Source organism: Aeromicrobium sp. Leaf291, assembly GCF_001423365.1.
In the GTDB taxonomy this organism is placed as follows: Bacteria; Actinomycetota; Actinomycetes; order Propionibacteriales; family Nocardioidaceae; genus Aeromicrobium.
On the sequence record NZ_LMNM01000002.1, the window covers coordinates 412,828 to 433,523 of the forward strand.

Genomic DNA, 20,696 nt, shown 5'->3' on the forward strand with positions numbered 1-20,696 from the left:
ACGTGTGAGCGTGGAGGCACACCCCACCGCACCCGAGGAGACCCCGTGCCGATCGCCGCCACCGACTACGCCCACGTCCGCCTGACCGTCCGCGACATCGACGCCTCGCGCCGCTTCTACGACTCCGTCTTCGGCTTCGACGTGGCGTTCGAGCTCCCGGAGAACCCGGACGAGCAGACCCGCGAGCAGCTGGCGTTCCTCTTCGGCGGCGTGATCTACCAGTTCCCCGGCGGTCTCCTCGGCCTGCGTCCCGTGGCTCCGGGGCACGACTCCTTCGACGAGGACCGCACCGGCCTCGACCACCTCAGCTTCGCCGTCGCGGACCGCGCCGCCCTCGACGACGCCGTCGCGGTGCTCGACGACCTCGGCATCGATCACGAGGACGTCAAGGACCTCGGCGGCCAGCTGATCCTGGAGTTCCGCGACCCCGACGGCATCGCCCTGGAGATCACTGCCCCTGCAGCCTGACGGCGGCCCCGGCTGATGGGCTGGTTCGGTGGGGTGCTCTCACGGCATCGACCAGGCCGCGGGTTTGAAACCGCGGACGACTACTCAGGCTTCCGGGCGGCCCACGTGCCGACGATGCCGGCGGTCATGAGGAACGAGAGGCCGACGAGGCCGAACCCGACCAGGGTGACGGCACCGAGGCGTGGCTCGTCGTCGACGGTGGTCTGCAGTCTCGAGGAGTAGGCGGCCGACGCCTCGTCGTTCGTCGTCTCGGTGCCGGAGGGCGGGTAGGCGTACCAGCCGAACGGCTCGGCCTCGTCGGCGTCGGACGAGCTCTGCCCGACCGCCACCACGACGAATCCGGCGACGGCCAGTGCTGCAGCGACGAGCAGCAGACGCTTGAGACGACCCATGGCGCCATGGTGCCGCAGATGCGCCGGTCGTTCCGCCGAACGCACGGGACGGCTCGGTGCGGGACGAGGCGCGGTGCCCGCCGCGTAGACTCGTGCGGTCATGACTGCAGCGACGTCGCCAGGGGCGAAGACCTACGAGGTGCGCACCTACGGGTGCCAGATGAACGTGCACGACAGCGAGCGGCTGTCGGGCCTGCTGGAGACGGCGGGCTACGAGAAGGCCGGTGACGGAGCGGGCATCCCGGACCTCCTGGTCTTCAACACCTGCGCCGTGCGCGAGAACGCCGACAACAAGCTCTACGGCAACCTCGGGCACGCCGCGAGCCTCAAGGCCAAGAACCCCGGCATGCAGGTGGCGGTCGGAGGCTGCCTGGCGCAGAAGGACCGCACCACCATCACCGACAAGGCGCCGTGGGTCGACGTCGTGTTCGGCACCCACAACATCGGGTCGCTCCCGGTGCTGCTCGAGCGCGCACGCGTGCAGGAGGAGTCCCAGGTCGAGATCCTCGAGTCGCTCGAGGTCTTCCCGTCCACGCTGCCGACCAAGCGGGACTCCGTGTTCGCCGCCTGGGTCTCGATCAGCGTCGGGTGCAACAACACGTGCACGTTCTGCATCGTCCCCGCCCTGCGCGGCAAGGAGAAGGACCGTCGGCCCGGCGACATCCTCGCCGAGGTGCAGGCGCTGGTCGACGACGGTGTCGTCGAGGTGACGCTGCTGGGCCAGAACGTGAACGCCTACGGCGTCGAGTTCGGCGACCGCCAGGCCTTCGCCAAGCTGCTGCGCGCGTGCGGCGAGATCGAGGGCCTCGAGCGCGTGCGCTTCACCAGCCCGCACCCGAAGGACTTCACCGACGACGTCATCGCCGCCATGGCCGAGACGCCCAACGTGATGCCGCAGCTGCACATGCCGCTGCAGTCCGGCTCGGACCGCGTCCTCAAGGCGATGCGTCGCTCCTACCGCCAGGAGAAGTACCTCGGCATCCTCGACCGGGTCCGTGAGGCGATGCCCGAGGCCGCGATCACGACCGACATCATCGTCGGCTTCCCCGGCGAGACGGAGGACGACTTCCAGCACACGCTCGACGTCGTCCGTCAGGCTCGGTTCTCCAGCGCCTTCACGTTCCAGTACTCCCAGCGCCCCGGCACGCCCGCGGCGATGCTGCCCGACCAGCTGCCGAAGGAGGTCGTGCAGGAGCGGTACATGCGCCTGGCGGCCCTCGTCGAGGAGACGTCGTGGGCGGAGAACCAGCGGCTCGAGGGTCGGACCGTCGAGCTGCTCGTCTCCGACCACAGCGCCGCCGGCGGCCGCAAGGACCACGAGACCAAGCGCCTCACCGGCCGCGCGCGCGACAACCGCCTCGTGCACTTCGTGCCGGGCGACCACGCCGTGCGCCCGGGCGACCTGGTGGAGGTCACGGTCACGCACGCCGCCCCGCACCACCTCGTCAGCGACGCCGAGCCGGTGTCGTACCGGCGCACGCGTGCGGGTGACGCCTGGGAGGCCCGTCAGGGTCGCACCGAGGTGCGCCCCGCCGTCTCCCTCGGCATGCCCGCGGTGGGCGTCCCCGCCCCGCTTCCGGTCGTCGACGCGCCCGCCTGCGCCCGCTGAACCCTCCCGGCGCTCCCGCACCGAGATTCCCAGGTCGACCTGGGAATCTCCCACGGCGCACGAAGACCTCAGCCGCGCACGGGTAGCAACCCGTGCGCGGCTGAGAAGACCGTGCCTCGCGGACCGATCAGACCTGGAGCGTCGGGTGCAGCCTGGTGATCGAGACCCGCTGCCGCCGCCTCGCGGCCAGCGCCGTGGCACCCAGGGCCAGCAGTGCGAAGACCACGAGGACGAACGCGTCGAAGGCGACGCCCTGCGTCCCACCGGCGGTGGCCGCCCGGAACCCGTGGACCGCATAGGTCATCGGGAGCAAGGAGTGCAGGAACCCGAAGAACGACGGTGAGGTCTCGATCGGGTACGTGCCGCCCGCGGCCGTGAGCTGCAGGCAGACGAAGACGATCGCGAGGAATCGTCCAGCCCCGCCGAACCAGGCGATGAACGTCTGGTTGATGGCCGTGAAGACCAGACCGGTGAGCACGGCGAGACCGAGCAGGAGCCACGGCTGCGAGGCCCCGACGCCGACGACCCCGAGCAGCACGCCCACCAGCAGCACGGCCTGCACGAGCGACAGCGCGGCACCGGGGACGAACCCGGCCAGGGCCGTGCGCACGCTGCCGGCGGCCGAGGCGACGGCACGCGCCGAGAGCGGCCGCAGGAGCAGGTAGATCGACATCGCACCGACCCACAGCGCCAGGGCCATGAAGTAGGGCGCGAGTCCCTCGCCGTAGGACGAGACCTTGTTCAGACGGTCGGCGGCGTCGGTCACCGGCGTGGCCGCGGTCTTGGCCAGCTGGTCGCGCTCGTCCTCGGTGTAGTCCGGGACCTGCTCGCTGCCGTCGCTGAGCCCCGACTGCAGCTCCAGTGCACCGTCGCGCAGCGCGCCCGCGCCGTCGGCCAGCTGGTTGGCCCCGTCGGTGAGCTGGCCGGCTCCGTCGGCCAGGCGATCGGCACCGGTGGCGGCATCGTCGGCGCCGTCGGCCAGCTGGGAGGTGCCGGAGCGAAGTCGGTCGGCGCCGTCGGCGGCGTCACCGATCGCCCCGACGAGGGCAGGAACGTTGTCGGCGAGCTCGCGGTTGCCGTCGGCCACCTGGCGAGCGCCCCGGCTCAGTGCCGCCGACTGCTCCCCGATCGTCCCTGCCTGCCCGACGAGTCCGTCGAGCTGGGTGCGCGCCGTGGCGGCGGAGTCGGCCGCGGCGTCGAGGTCCGAGCACTGCGCGGCGGGTGCACCGCTCTCGCGGCACGTGGTGGCCGCGTCGCGCAGGCTCTGCTCCAGCGTCCCGAGGCGCTGGTCGATCTCGTCGGTGCTGCCGGAGATGGCACCCGCCACCTGCTGCACGATCCGGTCGAACCCGGCGACGCCGGTGGCCACCTGCTCGGCACCGTCGGCGAGCCGTTCGGTCTGGCCGGGCAGGGGAGCCGTGCGGTCCTCGAGCTCTCCGAGACCGCCCGCCAGCTGTCCGACGCCGTCGTCCAGCTGGTTCGCCCCGGTGGCGAGCCGACGCGTGCCGTCCGCCAGCGTCGTGGCCCCGTCGGCCAGCTGTGCCGTGCCGTCGCTCAGCTGGTTCGCGCCGTCGGTCAGCTCTCCGGCGCCGTCGGCCAGCTGCCCGGCGCCGTCGGCGGCCTCCTCCAGGGACGCCTTGATGTCGGTGAACCCGAGGTAGAGGTTGCCGAGGTACGTCTCGGTCACCTGGGCGTTGAGCGACGACTTGGCGGCGTCGAGGATGCGGTCGGCGATCTGGCCGTTGACGAAGTTCACGGCGTCGTTGGTCTTGAGGTCGAGCCGACCCTGCACCGCCGCGGACGGGTCCCCGCTCGTGGAGGTGGCCGCCTTCGACAGGTCCTTCGGGATGGTCAGCACGGCCTTGTACGTGCCGTCCGCCAGCCCGGCCCGGGCGTCGGCCGCGTCGGTGAGCAGCCAGTCGTAGTTGTTCCTCGAGTCGTCACCGATGAGGTTCGCGGCCAGCTCGCGGCCGACGGCGACGGGCTGCTTCTCACCGTCCTGACCGGCCACCTCGATCATCTCGTCCTCGTTGACGACGGCGGCCTGGACGTTGTCGAGCCGCCCGGTGGGGTCCAGGTTCGCCCAGATGTAGAGGGCGCCGTAGAAGAGCGGCACGATCGCCACCGCGAGCACGGCGGCACGGGTGATCCGGCTGCGGCGGAACCGCGCAAGCTCGAACCAGGGCAGGGACGGGGAGGGGAACATCAGATCATCAGCTCATCGAGGGTGCGACGGGTGTCGAGCTCCAGCAGGTGGAGCCGGGGGGAGGGTGTCGAGGTGTTCTGGGCCGGGGCGGACGATGCGGCCTGGACGCCCGCGACGAGCGCCGTCGACCGGTGCTCCAGAAGATGGGCGAGCGTCGACCACAGCAGGTCGATGTGCTCGGTGGCGCGCAGGTCGTCGGCGTCGTCGACGACCACGACCTGCGGGTCGGCCAGCAGCGCCAGCACGACCCCGAGCGTCTTGCGCTCCAGGCGGGTCAGCTCGGACACCAGCCTCGTGCCGGCCACCTCCTGGAAGGGCAGGCCCGCCTCGTCGTGGGCCGCCTCCAGCGCGCGGTTCATCGAGTTCCGCACGGGTGTCACCTTCGACCGCGAGACCCACAGCCCGAACGTGCGGATGGAGAGCCGCTCGGCGATGTGCTGGTCCACGGTCAGGTTGGGGTCGAGGTCGTTCACGTCGCGGAACTCGGCGAGGGCCACGGCCTCGCGGACGGCCGGCGACTCCTGCGGGAGCAGGTGCCCGGCGACGCGCAGCCGGCCCTCGTCGAAGGCCATGCGGCCCGCGATCGTGAGCAGGAGGGCGGTCTTGCCGCTGCCGCTGGGGCCGTGCACGACCAGCCAGTCGCCGGCCGGCACCTCGAGGGTGACGTCGTTGTAGACGAAGCCCTCCGGCGTCTGCAGCGTCAGTCCGGCAGCGGAGACGGCCGCGGTGGAGTCGCGGCGCGGCCACGACTCCAGCTCGACCCTGCGGTGCAGGGCCTCGCCCTCGACGTCGACGTGGGGGAGGACCTTCGCGAGCCGCGCAGGCATCCACCACGCCCGGTCGCCGGCGTAGCGCATGACCGCCGGGGCGAAGAGCATGCGCACGAGGAAGGCGTCGGCGAACACACCGATGGCCAGCGCGAAAGCGATCGGCTTGATGTTCACGTCGCCCTCGGGCACGAAGGCGGCGAACACGGCCAGCATGATCACCGCCGCGGCCGTGACCACACGTGAGCTGCCCACGAAGCCGTCGATGATCGCGCGGTCGGCGTCGCCGGTGCGCACGTACTCCTCCTTCATGCGCGACATGAGGAAGACCTCGTAGTCCATGGACAGGCCGAACAGCACCGCCATCAGCAGGATCGGCAGGAAGGAGATGAGCGGACCGGTCTGGTCGAGGTGCACCAGGTCGGCGAACCAGCCCCACTGGAACACCGCGACCACGGCCCCGAACGCTGCACCGGTGGACAGGATGAAGCCCAAGGTCGCCTTGACCGGCACGAGGACCGAGCGGAACACCACCATGAGGAGCAGCACCGACAGACCCACCACGAGGACGCCGAAGGGCAGCAGCGCACCCTGCAGGCGCTCGGAGACGTCGATGCCGACGGCGGTCAGACCGGTGACGGCGACGTCGACGCCGTGCTCCTTCTCCCAGCGCGGCGCCTCCGCACGGATGCGGTCCACGAGGTCCGCCGTGGCGGCGTCGGCCGGTCCGGTCGACGGGATCACCTGCACCACGGCGGTGTCGGCGGTCCGGTTGGGCGTGGCCAGGCCGATCTGCTCGACGCCCGGCGTGGCGCGCAGGTCCTTCTCGACGTCGGCCACGACGCCGAGCGGGTCGCGCGAGGTGATGACGTCGAGGGTCACGAGCAGCGGCCCGTTGTACCCCGGCCCGAAGTACTCGTCGACCAGGTCGTAGGAGTCGCGCTGCGGCGTGCCGACCGGCTCGGTGCCGTTGTCGGGCAGGGCCAGCTGCAGGTCCTTCACGGGCAGGGTGGCGATGGCGAGGATGCCGACCACGAGCACCATGGCCACGGCCGGGAACTTGGTGGTCAGCAGGACCCAGCGTCGGGAGAACCCGCCCGGGGGACGCTCGCCCTCCTTCGCCTTGAGGCGGTCGCCGGCGCGGCCGAGCAGCGCGGGGAGCAGGGTGAGCGCCACGGCGACCGCGACGGCCACGGCCAGCGCCCCGCCGATGCCCATGACGGTGAGGAAGGGGATGCGTGCCACGGCGAGGCCCACGAGCGCGATCATGACGGTCACGCCGGCGAAGACCACGGCGGAGCCGGCGGTGGCGACGGACCGGGCGGCCGCCTCCTCCGCGGGCACGCCCTCGCTCATCAGCTCGCGGTGCCGCGACAGGATGAACAGGGCGTAGTCGATGCCGACGGCGAGCCCGATCATGAGCGCCAGGAGGGGAGCGGTCGACGAGACCGACAGGAAGCCCGTGGCCGTCCAGATGAGCTCCATCGACACGATCACGCCCACGAGGGCGGTGATGATCGGCAGGAACGCCGCACGCCACGACCGGAACATCCGGTAGAGCACGAAGAGCGCGACGACGACGCCGATGATCTCGATGATCGAGAGCTTGGGCCCGGTGTTGGAGAAGGCGTCACCGCCGAAGGCCACCGTGTAGCCGGAGTCCTCCAGGCTCGAGCCGGTGTCCTGCAGGTCGGTCTTCAGCTTCTCGGTCACGTTCTCGAAGCCGCCGGAGAGCTGGACCTGCACCTGGGCCGCGCGGTCGTCCTTGGAGATCGAGGCGTCGCGGGCCATCTCGTCGTACGGCGAGGTCACGTCGGTGACGCCGTCCACGCGCTCGAGGTCGGAGACGGTCCGCTCCACGAGGGCACGTGACCGCTCGGAGTCGATGGAGGTGCCGTCGGGCGCCACGACCACGACGTAGGCGGACAGGCCGGCCAGCTCGGGGAAGGTGCGGCCGAGGTCGGCGAAGGCGTCGTTGGCCTCCGAGCCGGGGATGTCGAACTCGTCGCGCGTGCCGTCGCCGAGGGTGAGGGCGGCGCCGGCGCCGATCATCACCACGAGGATCCACGCGAGCAGGACGCGCGTGTGGTGGACGAACGAGCGGCGCCCCAGCTCGTAGAGGTACGTGGACATGAGAGCAACGATACGTTTCTGTATCCGATACAGCAATGTATCCTGAGTGTCGTGTCCACCACGTCTGCCTCGAGCCCGGATCCCGTGTCGCGCCGCCGCGCCGCCACGCGTGAGCGTCTGCTCGACGCCGCGCGCACGCTCCTGGTCCGCGAGGGTCTGCAGGGCGTCTCGGTGGAGCGGCTGTGCGAGGAGGCCGGCTACACCCGCGGCGCGTTCTACTCCAACTTCGACTCGAAGGACGATCTCGTCGTCGCCCTGGTCATGCGCGAGAAGGAGGCCATCCTCCGGACCCTGAAGGAGGCGGCCGACCCTTCCACGCTCGCGGGACTGCAGCCGGAGGAAGCCGCCGGCGCGATCCTCGAGCGCTTCGTGCTGCTGCAGCCGCCGGACCTCGACATGTTCCTGCTCCATCTCGAGCTGCAGACGCGCGGACTGCGCGGCGACGTCGGCGGCGACGTGTTCGTCGGCTGGTGGCACGAGGTCATCGACGGCATCTCCGACGTCCTCACCGTCGCGCTCGACGCGGTGGGACTGCGCCTCACCCTCGACGTCAAGGACGTCAGCGTGATCCTCATGGGCATGTGGGACGCCATGGTGCTGAGCTCGCTCGTCGACGACCGTCCGGTCGACATCGACACGCTGCGCACGACCCTGCCCCGGATGCTCCTCGCCCTCACCGAGCCGGTCTGACCCGCCACGCCCCGTCGCGGTCCGCTCGACCTGGGATGATGGGTGCATGGTGACGATCGCGCAGGACCCCGCAGCCGACCGCGTGCTCAGCGACGACCCGTTCGCGCTGCTCGTAGGGATGCTGCTCGACCAGCAGTACCCGATGGAGCACGCGTTCCGCGGGCCGGCCAAGATCCTCGAGCGCTTCGGCACGCTCGACCCCGCCGCCATCGCCGACGCCGAGCCCGACGCCTTCGCCGACCTTTGCGCCACCCCGCCGGCGATCCACCGCTACGGCCGGTCCATGGCCGGGCGCGTGCAGGCGCTCGCCAAGGTCGTGGTCGACGAGTACGACGGCGACGCCTCGCGCATCTGGTCCGACGTCGGCAGCGCGCCGGTGCTCATGAAGCGGCTCACCGCGCTCCCGGGCTACGGCGAGCAGAAGGCGAAGATCTTCACCGCCCTGCTGGCCAAGCAGCTCGACGTGAAGCCGCGGGGCTGGACGAAGGCCTCGGGCGACTACGCCAAGAAGGGCTACCGCTCGGTCGCCGACGTCGTGGACGCCGACTCGCTGCAGAAGGTCCGGCAGTTCAAGAAGGCCAAGAAGGCCGAGGCCAAGGCCGCTCAGGCCTAGGCGCGGGCACGCTCGAGCGCTGCGGCATCAGACGTCCTGGTCTCCGGCGGAGAACGGGTCGACCAGCACGTCGGGCACGCGGCAGGTGCCCTCGGCGGCGCGGTCCATCCGCTCGACGACCGGACGGTCGTCGGGTCCGGTGGGCACGCGGAAGGTCGCGTCGAAGCCGGTGCTCACCTGACGGGCGTAGCGGTCACGTGCACGCAGGAGGCTGTCCCAGTCCTCGAGCCACGCGTCCAGTGGGCGGTCGGACCGACGGTCTGCGGCGTCGATCCGGCGCACCGTGTCGATCATCCGCTCGACCGCGAGGTTCTGGTCGGCCAGCACGGCGGCCTGTCGTCGCGGCGGCCCACCGACCCGGAGTCCGTCCACGGTCGACGTCATGATCGCGCAGGCGATGGTGACGACGCCGGTCACCTCGGGGTCGTCGAGGTAGCCGCGCTCGTCCTCCTCGAGGGAGTGCAGCAGGGAGAACGTGGCGGCCGCAGCCACGGCGAGCGCCACCAGTGGTGCCAGGAGAGCCATCCACCGCCACCCGGGAGACACCGGCGGCAGGTCGTACCGCCACGCGTCCTCGTCGGGCAGGTAGGCGGGCACCAGGTCATGGTGCCACGGGGGCGCTCGTCCGGCGGGTCGAGCGCGCACCGCCTACGCTCGCCCCGTGCCCAGCGTCGTGTTCTGCCCCTGCTCACCCCTGGTCGCCGCAGGTGCTCTGGTCGGTGACGTCAGCGAGATGGACGCGGTGCGGGTCGAGGCGCTCGCGGCCGTCCGTAGGCTCGTCGACGACGCCCCGGCCCGCGTGCTCGTGGTCGGGTCCGACGCACCGCCGGCTCCGGCGGACGAGCGAGCCGGTGGCTCGCTGTCGCCGCACGGGATCGACGTGACCGCAGGCGGCCCCGACGGCGGGCTCGGGCTGACCCACACCATCGGTGCGTGGCTGCTCGACGAAGCAGGCTGGACGGGCTCGCGCTCGTACGTGCACGAGGTTCACGCGTCCGACCTCGACGACGCCGCCGTGCTGGTCATGGCCGACGGCTCGGCCCGGCGCTCCGAGCGCGCGCCCGGACACCTCGACGACCGGGCCGAGCCGTTCGACGCCACGATCGCCGCGGCACTGGCCGACGGTGACGCCGATGCGCTGGGCGGCATCGACCTCGAGCTCGCGGACTCGTTGCTGTGCGCAGGTGCACAGGCATGGCGAACGGTGGGCGACGCCGTGTCCGCTCGACTGCACGCCACCGAGGGTGCGCCGGTCGACGGCTCAGGGGTCGAGGCTCGCCTGCACCTCGACGACGCGCCGCTCGGCGTCGGCTGGTTCGTCGCCGAGTGGAACGTCTCCTAGCGCAGGCTCAGGCGCGGCCGCGGGGTCCGGCTGGTCCGCCGCCCCGGTCCTCCTCGGCGAGCTTGTCGGCGGCGTCCTTCGCCTTGCCGGCCGCGCCGTCGATCTTTCCGGTGTACTTGCCCTTGGTCGCCTTGTCGGCGAGACCGGCGGCCTTGTCGATGCCCTGGTCGATCTTGTCGTTCTGGGTCTTCGCCAGCTCGGCGGCCTTCGCCTTGAGCTCGGGGGCGTTCTTCTTCAGCTTGTCCAGGAAGCCCATCAGATCTCTCCTTGGTCCAGGGGCGCACTGCCCCGCTTGCCCCGAGGCTACTGAAAGACTCCACGGGTGAGCAGCCTCGATCGCATCGTGGTCGTCGTCGGTCCGACGGCGTCGGGCAAGTCGGCGCTGGCGGTCGACCTGGCGCTCGCCCTCGGTGGCGAGGTGGTCAACGCCGACGCCGTGCAGCTGTTCCGTGGCATGGACATCGGCAGCGCGAAGGTCACCGAGGCCGAGCGGCGCGGCGTCCCGCACCACCTGCTCGACGTGCTCGACGTGCACGAGGCGACGTCGGTGGCGACCTTCCAGCGCGACGCCCGCGCCACGATCGAGGACTGTCTGCGTCGCGGCGTGACGCCGGTGCTCGTCGGCGGGTCGTCGCTGTACGTGAGGGCCGTGATCGACGACTTCGAGTTCCCCGGCACGGACCCCGAGGTGCGCGAGCGCTACCAGCGTCGGCTCGAGACCGAGGGGGCCGAGGCGTTGCACGCCGAGCTGCGGCGGGTGGCTCCCGAGGCTGCCGACCAGGTGCTCCCCTCGAACGGCCGCCGGCTCGTGCGCGCGCTGGAGGTCACCGAGATGACCGGCCGACCGTTCGTCGCGAGTCTTCCGGCTCACCGCTCGATCTACCGACACGTGACCCTGCTCGGCCTCGACGTCCCGCGTCCGGTGCTCGACGAGCGCATCGCGCGTCGGGTCGATGCCATGTGGGAGCAAGGACTCGTCGAGGAGGTGCGCGGCCTGCTCGATGCCGGGATCGACGGCTCGCCCACGGCGTCGCGCTCCATCGGCTACCAGCAGGTGCTCGCGCTGCTGCGTGGGGAGGCCAGCGACGAGGAGGCCCGCGCCGAGACCGTGCGGGGCACCCGTGCGTTCGCCCGGCGACAGGACCGGATGTTCCACCAGGACCCGCGGGTGCACTGGCTGCCCCACGACGAGCCCGACCTGCTGGCCCGCGCGCTGGACCACGTGGCACGGGGTGGGGAGCCCGGCGACGCCGCGGATCCGTCGGGCCCGCGGCCGTAGACTGGTGTCATGACTTTCCCCTGGCTCAAGGGGCACGGCACCGAGAACGACTTCGTCCTGCTCCCCGACCACGACGGCACGGTGCACGGCGACCTCGATCCCGCGTTCGTGGCGGCGCTGTGCGCGCGACGCACCGGCATCGGCGCCGACGGCGTGCTTCGCGTGGTGCGGTCGGCCGCGCTCGACGAGCCCCAGGCCGCCGGCAGCGCAGGGGAGTGGTTCATGGACTACCGCAACGCCGACGGCACCGTCAGCGAGATGTGCGGCAACGGCGTCCGCGTGTTCGCCCGGCACCTGCTCGACGAAGGACTCGTGCCCGGGGGCGAGCCGGTCGTGGTCGGCACCCGCGACGGCGACAAGATCGTCACGCTCGACGGCGACGACTACGTCGTCGACATGGGCGGCGCGACGTTCGTCGAGGGCAGCAAGGTCGTCGTCGACGGGCGCGCCTGGGAGGCCGTCGGCGTCCGCACCGGCAACCCGCACGCCGTCGCCTTCGTCGACCGGCTCGACGACGCGGGCTCCCTGCTCACCGAGCCCGAGTACGACTCGCGGGTGTACCCCGACGGCGTGAACATCGAGTTCGTCGACGTCCGCGGTGACCACCACATCGCGATGCGGGTGCACGAGCGCGGCTCCGGCGAGACGCGGTCCTGCGGCACCGGTGCTTGTGCTGCAGCCGTCGCGACCGCCTCGGTGCAGGCCGACACCCTGCCCACGACCTATCGCGTGGACGTGCCCGGCGGCACGGTCCGCGTCACCTGGACCGCGGACGGCCGCGTGCTGCTGGCCGGTCCCGCCGAGATCGTCGCCCGTGGCGACATGGAATGGATGGCATGAGTCGATCTACCCCCACCCCCGGACCCGACGTCGACGCGGAGTCGCAGCGGGCCACCGAGGGCGCACACGAGGGGCTCGAGCTGGCGGAGCGCCAGTCGCTGCGCCGCGTCGCCGGTCTGCGCACCGAGCTCGAGGACATCACCGAGGTCGAGTACCGCCAGCTGCGGCTCGAGCGCGTCGTCCTCGTGGGTGTGTGGACGGACGGGTCGGCCGAGGACGCCGAGAACTCGCTGGCCGAGCTCAAGCTGCTCGCCGAGACCGCGGGCTCGGAGGTGCTCGACGCGCTGCTCCAGCGTCGTCAGCGGCCCGACGCGGCCACCTTCATCGGCAGCGGCAAGGTCGAGGAGCTCACGGCGGCGGTGCAGGCCACCGGCGCCGACACGATCATCTGCGACGGCGAGCTCGCCCCCAGCCAGCTGCGCAACCTCGAGGACCGCACCAAGGTCAAGGTCGTCGACCGCACCGCCCTGATCCTCGACATCTTCGCCCAGCACGCGAAGTCGGCGGAGGGCAAGGCGCAGGTCGAGCTGGCCCAGCTGCAGTACCAGACCCAGCGTCTGCGCGGCTGGGGTGGCAACCTGTCGCGCCAGGCCGGTGGCCGTGCCGCCGGCGGTGAGGGCATCGGTGGCCGTGGCCCCGGTGAGACCAAGCTCGAGACCGACCGCCGCCGCATCCAGGCCAAGATGGCCAAGCTGCGCCGTGAGCTCAAGGCGCTGCGCACCACGCGCGACATCAAGAAGGCCCAGCGTCGGCGCAACGCCGTGCCCGCCGTCGTCATCGCCGGCTACACCAACGCGGGCAAGTCGAGCCTGCTCAACCGGCTCACCGGCGCCGGCGTGCTCGTCGAGGACGCCCTGTTCGCCACCCTCGACCCCACCACCCGCAAGACCCAGGCCAGCGACGGACGTGTGTACACGATGTCCGACACCGTCGGCTTCGTGCGCCACCTGCCGCACCAGCTCGTCGAGGCGTTCCGCTCCACGCTGGAGGAGGTGGCCGAGTCCGACCTGGTGCTCCACGTCGTCGACGCGTCCCATCCCGACCCCGAGGGGCAGATCGCTGCGGTGCGCGAGGTGTTCGCCGAGATCGACGCGACCGGTGTCCCGGAGATCATCGTGCTCAACAAGGCCGACGCCGCCGACCCGATGATGGTCAAGCAGCTGCTCGCCCGCGAGCCGCACGCGGTCCTGGTGAGTGCCCGCACGGGCCAGGGCATCGACGAGCTGCTCGCGGCGGTCGAGGCGGACCTGCCTCGCCCGGTGGCCCGGGTGGACGTCGTGGTGCCCTACGACCGGGGCGACCTGCTCAGCCTCGTGCACCAGACCGGCGAGATCGAGACCCTCGACCACGCGTCCGACGGCACGCACCTCGTCGCCCGCGTCTCCGACGAGCTCGCGCACCAGCTCAACGAGCTCTGAGGCCGGGCGACGCCGGCGCCGGCGCACTCGGCTGTGGACGGGGGCCGGACCGGCGCGGGGCGTCCGTCTAGGCTCGCCACCATGCCCGACAGCCCCTCCGCCGAGCCCAGCGTCCGCGAGGTCCTGCACGCCGCGGTCGGCGCCCTCGGCGGCACGGAACGCCCAGGTCAGGTGGCCATGGCGGAGGCCGTCGCCGAGTCCCTCGGCTCGGGTCGACACCTGCTGGTCCAGGCCGGGACGGGCACCGGCAAGTCGCTCGGCTACCTCGTGCCCAGCCTGCTCCACCAGGACCGCGTGGTGGTCTCCACCGCGACGCTCGGACTGCAGCACCAGCTCGTCCAACGTGACCTCCCGGCCCTGGTCGCGGGTGCACGCGAGGCCATGGGCACCACGCCGTCGTACGCCGTCGTGAAGGGTCGCGCCAACTACGCCTGCCTGCACCGCGTGCGCGAGGGCGTGCCCGACGAGCAGGGTGCTCTCGTCGACCTGCCCGAGGGAAGCCTCGGCGCAGAGGTGCTGGCGCTGCGCGAGTGGGCCGAGGACCTTGCGGGCAAGCCGGGAAGCGGCGACGGTGCGCACGGCGACCGTGAGTCCGCGCCGTCGCACACCGATCGCGCCTGGCGGCAGGTCAGCGTCAACCACCGCGAGTGCGTGGGTGCCACGCGCTGCCCGCACGCCGCGGAGTGCTTCGCGGAGCTGGCCCGCGAGTCCGCCCAGCACGCCGACGTCGTCGTCACCAACCACGCGCTCCTGGCCATCGACGCGATCGACGGCGTGCCGATGCTCCCCGAGTACGACGCCGTGGTGGTCGACGAGGCGCACGAGCTCGCCGCCCGCGTCACGCAGGCCGCCACGTCCGACCTCGACCCGGCGGGCATCGAGCGCGCCGCCCGGCGCGCCCGCCCCCACACCGACGGGGAGACCGACGACCTCAACGAGGCTGCCGACGCCCTGGCGGCCGCCCTGGCCCGCGTCGACGTCGGACGCATCGACGTGCTCGACGACGAGCTGGCCGAGGCGCTCGCGCGGGTCCGTGACATGGCCCGCGCCTGCCTGTCCGCCTTCCCGCGAGAGAAGTCCGACGGCGAGGCCGACGCCTCCCGCCAGCAGGCGAAGGCCGGGCTCGAGGAGGTTCGTCTCGTCGCCGACCGCATGGCGAGCCTGCGCGAGACGGAGGTGCTGTGGCTCTCCGACACCCGCGGTCCGGTGCTTCACGTCGCTCCGGTCGACGTCTCGGCCAGCCTGCGCGACAAGCTCTTCGAGGAGAAGACGGTGGTGCTCACGAGCGCCACGCTCACCGTCGGCGGTGGATTCGACCCCGTCGCCGCGGCCGTCGGGCTCCGCCCCGGGGACACCGAGGTGTGGACCGGCCTCGACGTCGGCTCACCGTTCGACTACCGACGCCAAGGCATCCTCTACGTCGCCAAGCACCTGCCGCCGCCGGGTCGCGACGGCATCACCGACGCCCAGCTCGACGAGATCGCCGCCCTGCTGGAGTCCGCGGGTGGCCGGACGCTGGGGCTGTTCTCGTCGCGACGTGCGGCGGAGGCTGCAGCCGAGGGGGTGCGCACGCGCCTTCCCGACCACGAGATCCTCTGCCAGGGCGACGCGCAGCTGTCCGAGCTGACGCGACGCTTCGCCGAGGAGGAGCGCACCAGCCTGTTCGGCACGCTCAGCCTGTGGCAGGGCATCGACCTGCCGGGCGACACCTGCCGGCTCGTGATCATCGACCGGGTCCCGTTCCCGCGGCCCGACGACCCACTCATGAGCGCACGGCAGCGTCTGGTCGAGAAGCGCGGCGGCAACGGGTTCATGACCGTGGCGGCCAGCCATGCCGCACTGCTCCTGGCGCAGGGGTCCGGGCGGCTGATCCGACGCACCACCGACCGGGGCGTCGTGGCCGTGCTCGACCCTCGACTCGTCACGGCACGCTACGGGTCGTTCCTCGCCGCCTCGCTGCCTCCGCTGTGGCGCACGACCGACCGCGACGCCGTGCTCGGGGCGCTCCGTCGGCTCGACGACTGACGACGCGTCGGCCGTTCGCCCAGATGGCAACCGCAGACGGTCCGGGCGGGGTACGCTGAGCCGTCATTCCCACGTATGAAGGGCTCGGGGCTCCATGCGCCGTCTTGCCGCGTCTGTCGCGTTGATCGTCAGTTCCACCCTCGTCGTGGCGGTGCCGTCGACGGCCCAGGCCGCCACCGGTCTGGAGGTCCGCTCCAACGTCGTGGCCGTGGAGCGCCCTGACTCCACGGGTCACCACCCCCTCTACCTCTACGCCGTCTGCAAGGGTTCCAAGACCTGCTCGGGCACGGCCACGCTGGTGCAGGACGGACTGGCCAAGACCACGTCGTACTCGATCAAGGGCGGCAAGAGCGGCTACCTGAAGGCCTACTGGAACAAGGCGGCGGCCCAGCCCACCGAGCTCGGCAAGATCGACGCGTTCAAGCGGACCTTCACCTGGACCCCCAAGGGTGCGTCCAAGAAGAGCAAGTCGATCTGGCTCGAGCCGCGCATCTACAGCCGTCGGATCCAGGGCCAGGTTCGCGGTCCCGCGTCGTCGCGCATCAAGGACCTGCAGGTCTCCAAGTGGGTCGTCAGCGGCCTGCGCAGCAGCCGGGTCAGCACGGCGGCCGTCGGCTCCGACGGGCGCTTCGACATCGGCTCCTCGGCCCTCGGCCGCAACAACAGTCCCGGTGCGGCCTACCGCCTGAGCGTCTCGGCCGTGGTCGACGGCACCGAGCGCGAGTGGTTCTGGCGGGGGAGCACCACGGGGTCCGGCTTCGCCGACGGCGGTGGCGGCTGGATCCGCGACGCCGCCGTCGTGCGCGTGCAGAAGGCCGGCGACTTCCAGGCGGACTTCGCCTACGGCACGGTCAGCGGGCGCCTCACGGGCACCGGCTCGGCGGGTGCGGACGTCCGCGTGCTCACCCCGCCGCCGTCCTACCCGAGCCGTTCGTCGGACCGGCGCGGTCTCGACGTGCCCTACTGCGCCAACGAGTTCGGGCGCGTGCGCACCGACGACGCCGGCCGCTACTCGGTCACGTTCGTCCCGCGCCCCGACGCGGTGCGGTACCGCTACATGGTCGACTTCGAGCCGGCCGGCGCACTGCGCGGCGCCGTGATCATCTCTGACGGCAACGTCGTCGACAGCTGCCAGGCCGCCATCAAGTACACGCGGGACATGTCCGACCTGCTCGGCTTCCCCTCGGGATCCGAGACGCTCCCGGTGGGCGACGTGAGCACGTCGGCGGACCAGCGCAGCCTCACGATCAACGGCAACACGCTGAAGGGTGGCTCGGTCCACGACCGCTGGACCACGCTGCGCGAGTACTCCGTGGGCCGCAAGATCCTTGAGTCGCCGATCGTGGCCGAGGGCTACGCCAACAGCAGCGGCAACAAGACGTTCGCCGCGCGCCCGGGCAAGTACTGGGTCGAGGTGGGTCGCCGGACCAGCTGCTCGGCCTGGTATCCCAGCATCTACTCCAACAACTACCTGTACCACAAGGGTGGCGAGCGAGGCAGTGAGCGCTGGAAGACCGTGGGTGGCAGCGTGCCGGAGTACTCCACGTCCTACCGCTACGGCTACGTGAAGCGGAACCCCCCGAAGGGCTACAAGGGCTGGATGTACCGCGACGTGTGCAAGGCCGTGGGCGCGGGCAAGTACGTGCTGATCACGGTGGGTGCGGGCGACCGGACGGTCGACGTCACGAACCCCCGCGGCGGCACCATCTCCGGGCGGGTCACCCGGGTGGGCGGCAAGTCCAACAAGGAGATGCTCGTGACCGCGTACTCCACCGACGGCAAGAAGGTGCTGCGCTCGGCCTACAGCAGCCGCAGCGGTGGCTTCGTGATTCGCGGCCTGGCGAGCGGCTCCTACAAGATCGTCGTGAACGCGGACTCCTGGCGCGGCATCAGCCGCTCGTTCTCCGGCAAGAAGTCGGTGAAGGCCAAGGCGGGCAAGAACGTCTCGGCCGGCACGCTGCGCTTCAAGGGCTGACGACGGAACCGGGCTACCAGGCCCGGGCTTGGTACAGTGCAGCGGTCCTGCCATCGAAGTTCTCGGGGAATTGATGTTCCGTCGTACCGCCGTCCTGCTGTCTGCCGTGCTCGTCGCGACGGGCGCCCTCGTCGGGCTGAGCGCCTCCACCGCCCAGGCCGCGACCGGAATCGAGGCGCGGTCGAACATCGTCGCTGTCGGCTCGCCCAACTCGGCCGGACACCGTCCGGTCAAGATCTACGCGCGCTGCAACGGGTCGAAGACCTGCTCCGGTCGTGCGGCGATCCTGGGCCAGACCCGGTACGTCAACTGGCCGTACAGCATCAAGGGCAACAGTGCGGGCTACATCACGGTCTACTGGCTGGGCGACGAGGGCAACACGGCTCCGACGGGCCTCGGCTCTGCCCCCGGCCAGCAGGGGACCACCTTCGAGCGCACGCTGCGGGTCTACCCCTCGGGTGCCTCGGCGCGTGACAAGACCATCACGCTGGAGCGGACCCAGGCCAGCCGGAACCTCAAGGGCACCGTGTCGGGCCCCGGCCTCGGCAGCCGCGTGACCGACGTGCAGGTGACCAGCTGGAACGTCAGCGGACTCGTCTCGCGTCGTCTCAAGACCGTCGACGTCGCGTCGAACGGCACCTACGACTTCGGTGCCGTCTCGCTCGGCACCAACAACGCCGCGTCCTACGGCTACCGGCTGAGCATCCGGGCGCGGGTCGACGGCACGGTCCGCGAGTGGTTCTGGCGCGGGACCGACGGACGGCCCACCGGCGGCGGCAAGCGCGTCAGCGAGGCGCACGCGGCCTCGGTGACCAAGTACAACGACTTCGTGGCCGACTTCCGGTTCGGCCGGATCGCCGGCACGCTCAGCGGGGCCGGGTCCACCGGCACCGACGTGCGCGTGATCGCCCCGCCCGTCACCCGGCCGACGCGCGCCTCGGACCTGCGCGGCCTCGATGTTCCCTTCTGCGCCAACGAGTACGGCGCCGACACGACGTCGGGCTCCGGCGGCTACGACATCACCTTTCTCCCGGTGAGCCAGAACGGCGACTCCCGCTACCTCGTCTCGCACGAGGGCACCAACCGGGCCGGCGTCATCACGACGGGCGGGCGCCAGTACGCCAGCTGCAACGCCGCCACGAAGTACACCTACTCCGCGAGCGACGACGACCTCATCTCCTACGGCACCGGCGGCCTGTCGGCCACCATCTCCGCCAACCTCGACTCCGGCAAGCACGCGCTCGGCTTCGACACCGACGCGACCTACACGTCGTCGATCAAGCCGCACGACACCTGGACGACCGTCCGCGAGTACGTGCCCGGCACCAAGATCCTGGACCGCCCGATCATCACGGCCGGCCACGCGAACTCCTCGGGCTTCAAGCAGTTCGAGGGTCTGCGCAACGGCAAGTACTGGGTCGAGGTCGGGCGACGGACGAGCTGTTCTGCCTGGTACCCCAGCATCTACAAGGACAACTACCTCTACCACAAGGGTGGCGAGCGCGGCAGCGAGCGCTGGAAGACCGTCAACGGCGCCTACCCCGAGTACGAGACGTCGTACCGCTACGGCTTCAAGGCCAAGAAGCCGCCGAGCGGCTACAAGGGCTGGATGTACCGCGACGCCTGCGTGGCGCAGAGCGCCGGTGACTACAAGCTCGTCACCATCAACAACGGCGACGCCACGTCGAACACCTCCAAGCTGCGCAAGGGCGCCACGATCTCGGGCAAGGTCTCGCGGATCGGCGGCAAGAGCAACAAGGAGATGCTGGTCTCGGTGTACTCCACGCAGGGCGTGCTCGTGATGCGCTCGGCGTACACGAGCTCCTCGGGCCGCTTCGTCATCCGCGGCCTCGAGTCGGGCAACTACCGGGTCCTGGTCAACGGTGACTCGTGGCGCGGCATCGGTCGCACCCACAAGGGCACGCAGACCAAGCGGGTCACGGCCGGCAAGTCCTACAGCGTGGGCACGCTTAACTTCCGCAGCTGAGCACAGCTCGCCCGGCACCGCTCGTGCGCCGACGCACCACGAGGCCCTCTCCCGTGAACGGGAGAGGGCCTCGTGGGTGATGAGCGCTGACGGCGGGTGTCAGAGGCGGCGCAGCACCGTCGTGACCTTGCCCAGGATCGTGGCGTGGTTGCCGTCGATGGGGGAGTAGTCGTCGTTGTGCGGCAGCAGCCAGATCTGGCCGTCCTTGCGCTGGAACGTCTTGACCGTGGCCTCGCCGTCGAGCATGGCGGCGACGATCTCGCCGTTCTCGGCGACCGGCTGCTGGCGGACGACCACGTAGTCGCCGTCGCAGATCGCCGCGTCGACCATGGAGTCGCCGCGCACCTCGAGCAGGAACAGCGTGCCGTCGCCGACGAGGGAGCGGGGGAGCGGGAAGATCTCCTCGACCTGCTCCTCGGCCAGGATCGGACCGCCCGCGGCGATGCGACCGAGCATGGGCACGTAGGTGGCCTCGGGGCGCTGGTCGCCGAAGCCGGTCTCGTCGACCTCGGAGTCGTCGGCCGAGCTGAGCGTGCGCCGCGCCTTGACCACCTCGGGCAGGAAGATCTCGATCGCGCGCGGGCGGTTCGGGTCGCGCTTGACGTAGCCGAGGCGCTCGAGGACCCGCAGCTGGTGGGCGACCGAGGAGGTGCTGGCCAGGCCGACGGCGCCACCGATCTCGCGCATGCTGGGCGGGTAGCCGCGCTGCTCGATCTGGTCGCGCATGAAGTGCAGGATCTTCTGCTGCCGACCGGTGAGGCCGGTCATCTCGTCGACGGGACCGTCGGGCAGCTCACGCACGGAGTTGCGTGAACCCTTCGGGCGGCCCCGACGCGGCGCGTCGGCGGAGGGGTCGAGGGTGCTGTCGTCGCTCATGATGCCCACGCTAGACCTCTGCGCGGACGTTTACAAACACATGTTCGACAGCGTGTCGCGCGTTCGAACGGCGCGC

Annotated in this window: 17 protein-coding genes; 11 read left to right on the forward strand and 6 right to left on the reverse strand. The window is 71.3% G+C overall.

Annotated features, from left to right (window positions below; genetic code table 11):
• The first annotated feature begins 45 nt into the window (after window positions 1-45).
• Window positions 46-468 carry a VOC family protein gene (locus ASF35_RS11775; RefSeq protein WP_055967544.1) on the forward strand — a complete coding sequence of 141 codons (423 nt, stop codon included), beginning with the start codon at window positions 46-48 and terminating at the stop codon, window positions 466-468.
• A gap of 80 nt (window positions 469-548) precedes the next feature.
• Here ASF35_RS11775 and ASF35_RS11780 read toward each other — a convergent pair whose 3' ends face one another.
• Entirely contained in the window at window positions 549-860 is a 312-nt protein-coding gene (locus ASF35_RS11780) for a hypothetical protein (RefSeq protein ID WP_055967547.1), read from the reverse strand.
• Window positions 861-960: 100 nt separating this feature from the next.
• On the opposite strand from ASF35_RS11780, the gene miaB reads away from it, so the two are divergent.
• The gene (gene miaB, locus ASF35_RS11785; RefSeq protein WP_055967550.1) at window positions 961-2,469 is read left to right on the forward strand and encodes a tRNA (N6-isopentenyl adenosine(37)-C2)-methylthiotransferase MiaB; all 1,509 of its coding nucleotides are present in this window, start codon (window positions 961-963) and stop codon (window positions 2,467-2,469) included.
• A 127-nt stretch (window positions 2,470-2,596) separates the two neighbouring features.
• Here the strand turns inward: miaB and ASF35_RS11790 are convergent, their stop codons facing one another.
• Both ASF35_RS11790 and ASF35_RS11795 read right to left on the reverse strand, forming a co-directional pair.
• Entirely contained in the window at window positions 2,597-4,675 is a 2,079-nt protein-coding gene (locus ASF35_RS11790; RefSeq protein WP_055967561.1) for a YhgE/Pip domain-containing protein, read from the reverse strand.
• A complete protein-coding gene (locus ASF35_RS11795) occupies window positions 4,675-7,575 on the reverse strand; it encodes an MMPL family transporter (RefSeq protein ID WP_055967564.1) in 2,901 nt (966 codons plus the stop codon). Before ASF35_RS11795 ends, ASF35_RS11790 begins: the two co-directional genes overlap by 1 nt.
• A gap of 51 nt (window positions 7,576-7,626) precedes the next feature.
• Here ASF35_RS11795 and ASF35_RS11800 point away from each other — a divergent pair, with 51 nt between their 5' ends.
• Window positions 7,627-8,265: a TetR/AcrR family transcriptional regulator gene (locus tag ASF35_RS11800; RefSeq protein ID WP_162239308.1), complete on the forward strand. Its 639-nt coding sequence runs from the start codon at window positions 7,627-7,629 to the stop codon at window positions 8,263-8,265.
• 46 nt (window positions 8,266-8,311) lie between these two features.
• Window positions 8,312-8,878, forward strand: coding sequence for an HhH-GPD-type base excision DNA repair protein (locus tag ASF35_RS11805; RefSeq protein ID WP_055967569.1), 567 nt, complete (start codon window positions 8,312-8,314; stop codon window positions 8,876-8,878).
• 27 nt (window positions 8,879-8,905) lie between these two features.
• Here the strand turns inward: ASF35_RS11805 and ASF35_RS11810 are convergent, their stop codons facing one another.
• Entirely contained in the window at window positions 8,906-9,475 is a 570-nt protein-coding gene (locus tag ASF35_RS11810; RefSeq protein WP_055967572.1) for a hypothetical protein, read from the reverse strand.
• Between the two features lie 64 nt (window positions 9,476-9,539).
• Between ASF35_RS11810 and ASF35_RS11815 the strand changes: the two genes are divergently transcribed.
• A complete protein-coding gene (locus tag ASF35_RS11815; protein ID WP_055967575.1) occupies window positions 9,540-10,220 on the forward strand; it encodes a hypothetical protein in 681 nt (226 codons plus the stop codon).
• 7 nt (window positions 10,221-10,227) lie between these two features.
• On the opposite strand, the gene ASF35_RS11820 is transcribed toward ASF35_RS11815, so the two are convergent.
• Window positions 10,228-10,476: an antitoxin gene (locus tag ASF35_RS11820; RefSeq protein ID WP_055967578.1), complete on the reverse strand. Its 249-nt coding sequence runs from the start codon at window positions 10,474-10,476 to the stop codon at window positions 10,228-10,230.
• Window positions 10,477-10,542: 66 nt separating this feature from the next.
• Here ASF35_RS11820 and miaA point away from each other — a divergent pair, with 66 nt between their 5' ends.
• From miaA to ASF35_RS11850, 6 genes are all read left to right on the forward strand, one after another.
• Window positions 10,543-11,499, forward strand: a complete 957-nt coding sequence (gene miaA, locus ASF35_RS11825; RefSeq protein WP_055967580.1) for a tRNA (adenosine(37)-N6)-dimethylallyltransferase MiaA — start codon at window positions 10,543-10,545, stop codon at window positions 11,497-11,499.
• A 9-nt stretch (window positions 11,500-11,508) separates the two neighbouring features.
• A complete protein-coding gene (dapF, locus tag ASF35_RS11830) occupies window positions 11,509-12,339 on the forward strand; it encodes a diaminopimelate epimerase (RefSeq protein ID WP_055967583.1) in 831 nt (276 codons plus the stop codon).
• The gene (gene hflX / locus ASF35_RS11835; RefSeq protein WP_055967586.1) at window positions 12,336-13,757 is read left to right on the forward strand and encodes a GTPase HflX; all 1,422 of its coding nucleotides are present in this window, start codon (window positions 12,336-12,338) and stop codon (window positions 13,755-13,757) included. Before dapF ends, hflX begins: the two co-directional genes overlap by 4 nt.
• 81 nt (window positions 13,758-13,838) lie before the next feature.
• Window positions 13,839-15,782 carry an ATP-dependent DNA helicase gene (locus tag ASF35_RS11840; RefSeq protein WP_055967588.1) on the forward strand — a complete coding sequence of 648 codons (1,944 nt, stop codon included), beginning with the start codon at window positions 13,839-13,841 and terminating at the stop codon, window positions 15,780-15,782.
• A gap of 121 nt (window positions 15,783-15,903) precedes the next feature.
• Window positions 15,904-17,757: a carboxypeptidase-like regulatory domain-containing protein gene (locus ASF35_RS11845; protein ID WP_162239309.1), complete on the forward strand. Its 1,854-nt coding sequence runs from the start codon at window positions 15,904-15,906 to the stop codon at window positions 17,755-17,757.
• 73 nt (window positions 17,758-17,830) lie between these two features.
• Window positions 17,831-19,744: a hypothetical protein gene (locus ASF35_RS11850; protein ID WP_055967592.1), complete on the forward strand. Its 1,914-nt coding sequence runs from the start codon at window positions 17,831-17,833 to the stop codon at window positions 19,742-19,744.
• Window positions 19,745-19,843: 99 nt separating this feature from the next.
• Here the strand turns inward: ASF35_RS11850 and lexA are convergent, their stop codons facing one another.
• On the reverse strand, window positions 19,844-20,620 hold the full coding sequence (lexA, locus tag ASF35_RS11855; protein WP_055968558.1) for a transcriptional repressor LexA: 777 nt from the start codon (window positions 20,618-20,620) through the stop codon (window positions 19,844-19,846).
• Window positions 20,621-20,696: the final 76 nt, after the last annotated feature.

Coding starts and splice junctions, on each gene's coding strand:
- ASF35_RS11780 (WP_055967547.1), bottom strand. CDS start 860: ATGGGTCGTCTCAAGCGTCTGCTGCTCGTCGCTGCAGCACTGGCCGTC.
- miaB (WP_055967550.1), top strand. CDS start 961: ATGACTGCAGCGACGTCGCCAGGGGCGAAGACCTACGAGGTGCGCACC.
- ASF35_RS11790 (WP_055967561.1), bottom strand. CDS start 4,675: ATGTTCCCCTCCCCGTCCCTGCCCTGGTTCGAGCTTGCGCGGTTCCGC.
- ASF35_RS11795 (WP_055967564.1), bottom strand. CDS start 7,575: ATGTCCACGTACCTCTACGAGCTGGGGCGCCGCTCGTTCGTCCACCAC.
- ASF35_RS11805 (WP_055967569.1), top strand. CDS start 8,312: ATGGTGACGATCGCGCAGGACCCCGCAGCCGACCGCGTGCTCAGCGAC.
- ASF35_RS11820 (WP_055967578.1), bottom strand. CDS start 10,476: ATGGGCTTCCTGGACAAGCTGAAGAAGAACGCCCCCGAGCTCAAGGCG.
- dapF (WP_055967583.1), top strand. CDS start 11,509: ATGACTTTCCCCTGGCTCAAGGGGCACGGCACCGAGAACGACTTCGTC.
- hflX (WP_055967586.1), top strand. CDS start 12,336: ATGAGTCGATCTACCCCCACCCCCGGACCCGACGTCGACGCGGAGTCG.
- ASF35_RS11840 (WP_055967588.1), top strand. CDS start 13,839: ATGCCCGACAGCCCCTCCGCCGAGCCCAGCGTCCGCGAGGTCCTGCAC.
- ASF35_RS11850 (WP_055967592.1), top strand. CDS start 17,831: ATGTTCCGTCGTACCGCCGTCCTGCTGTCTGCCGTGCTCGTCGCGACG.
- lexA (WP_055968558.1), bottom strand. CDS start 20,620: ATGAGCGACGACAGCACCCTCGACCCCTCCGCCGACGCGCCGCGTCGG.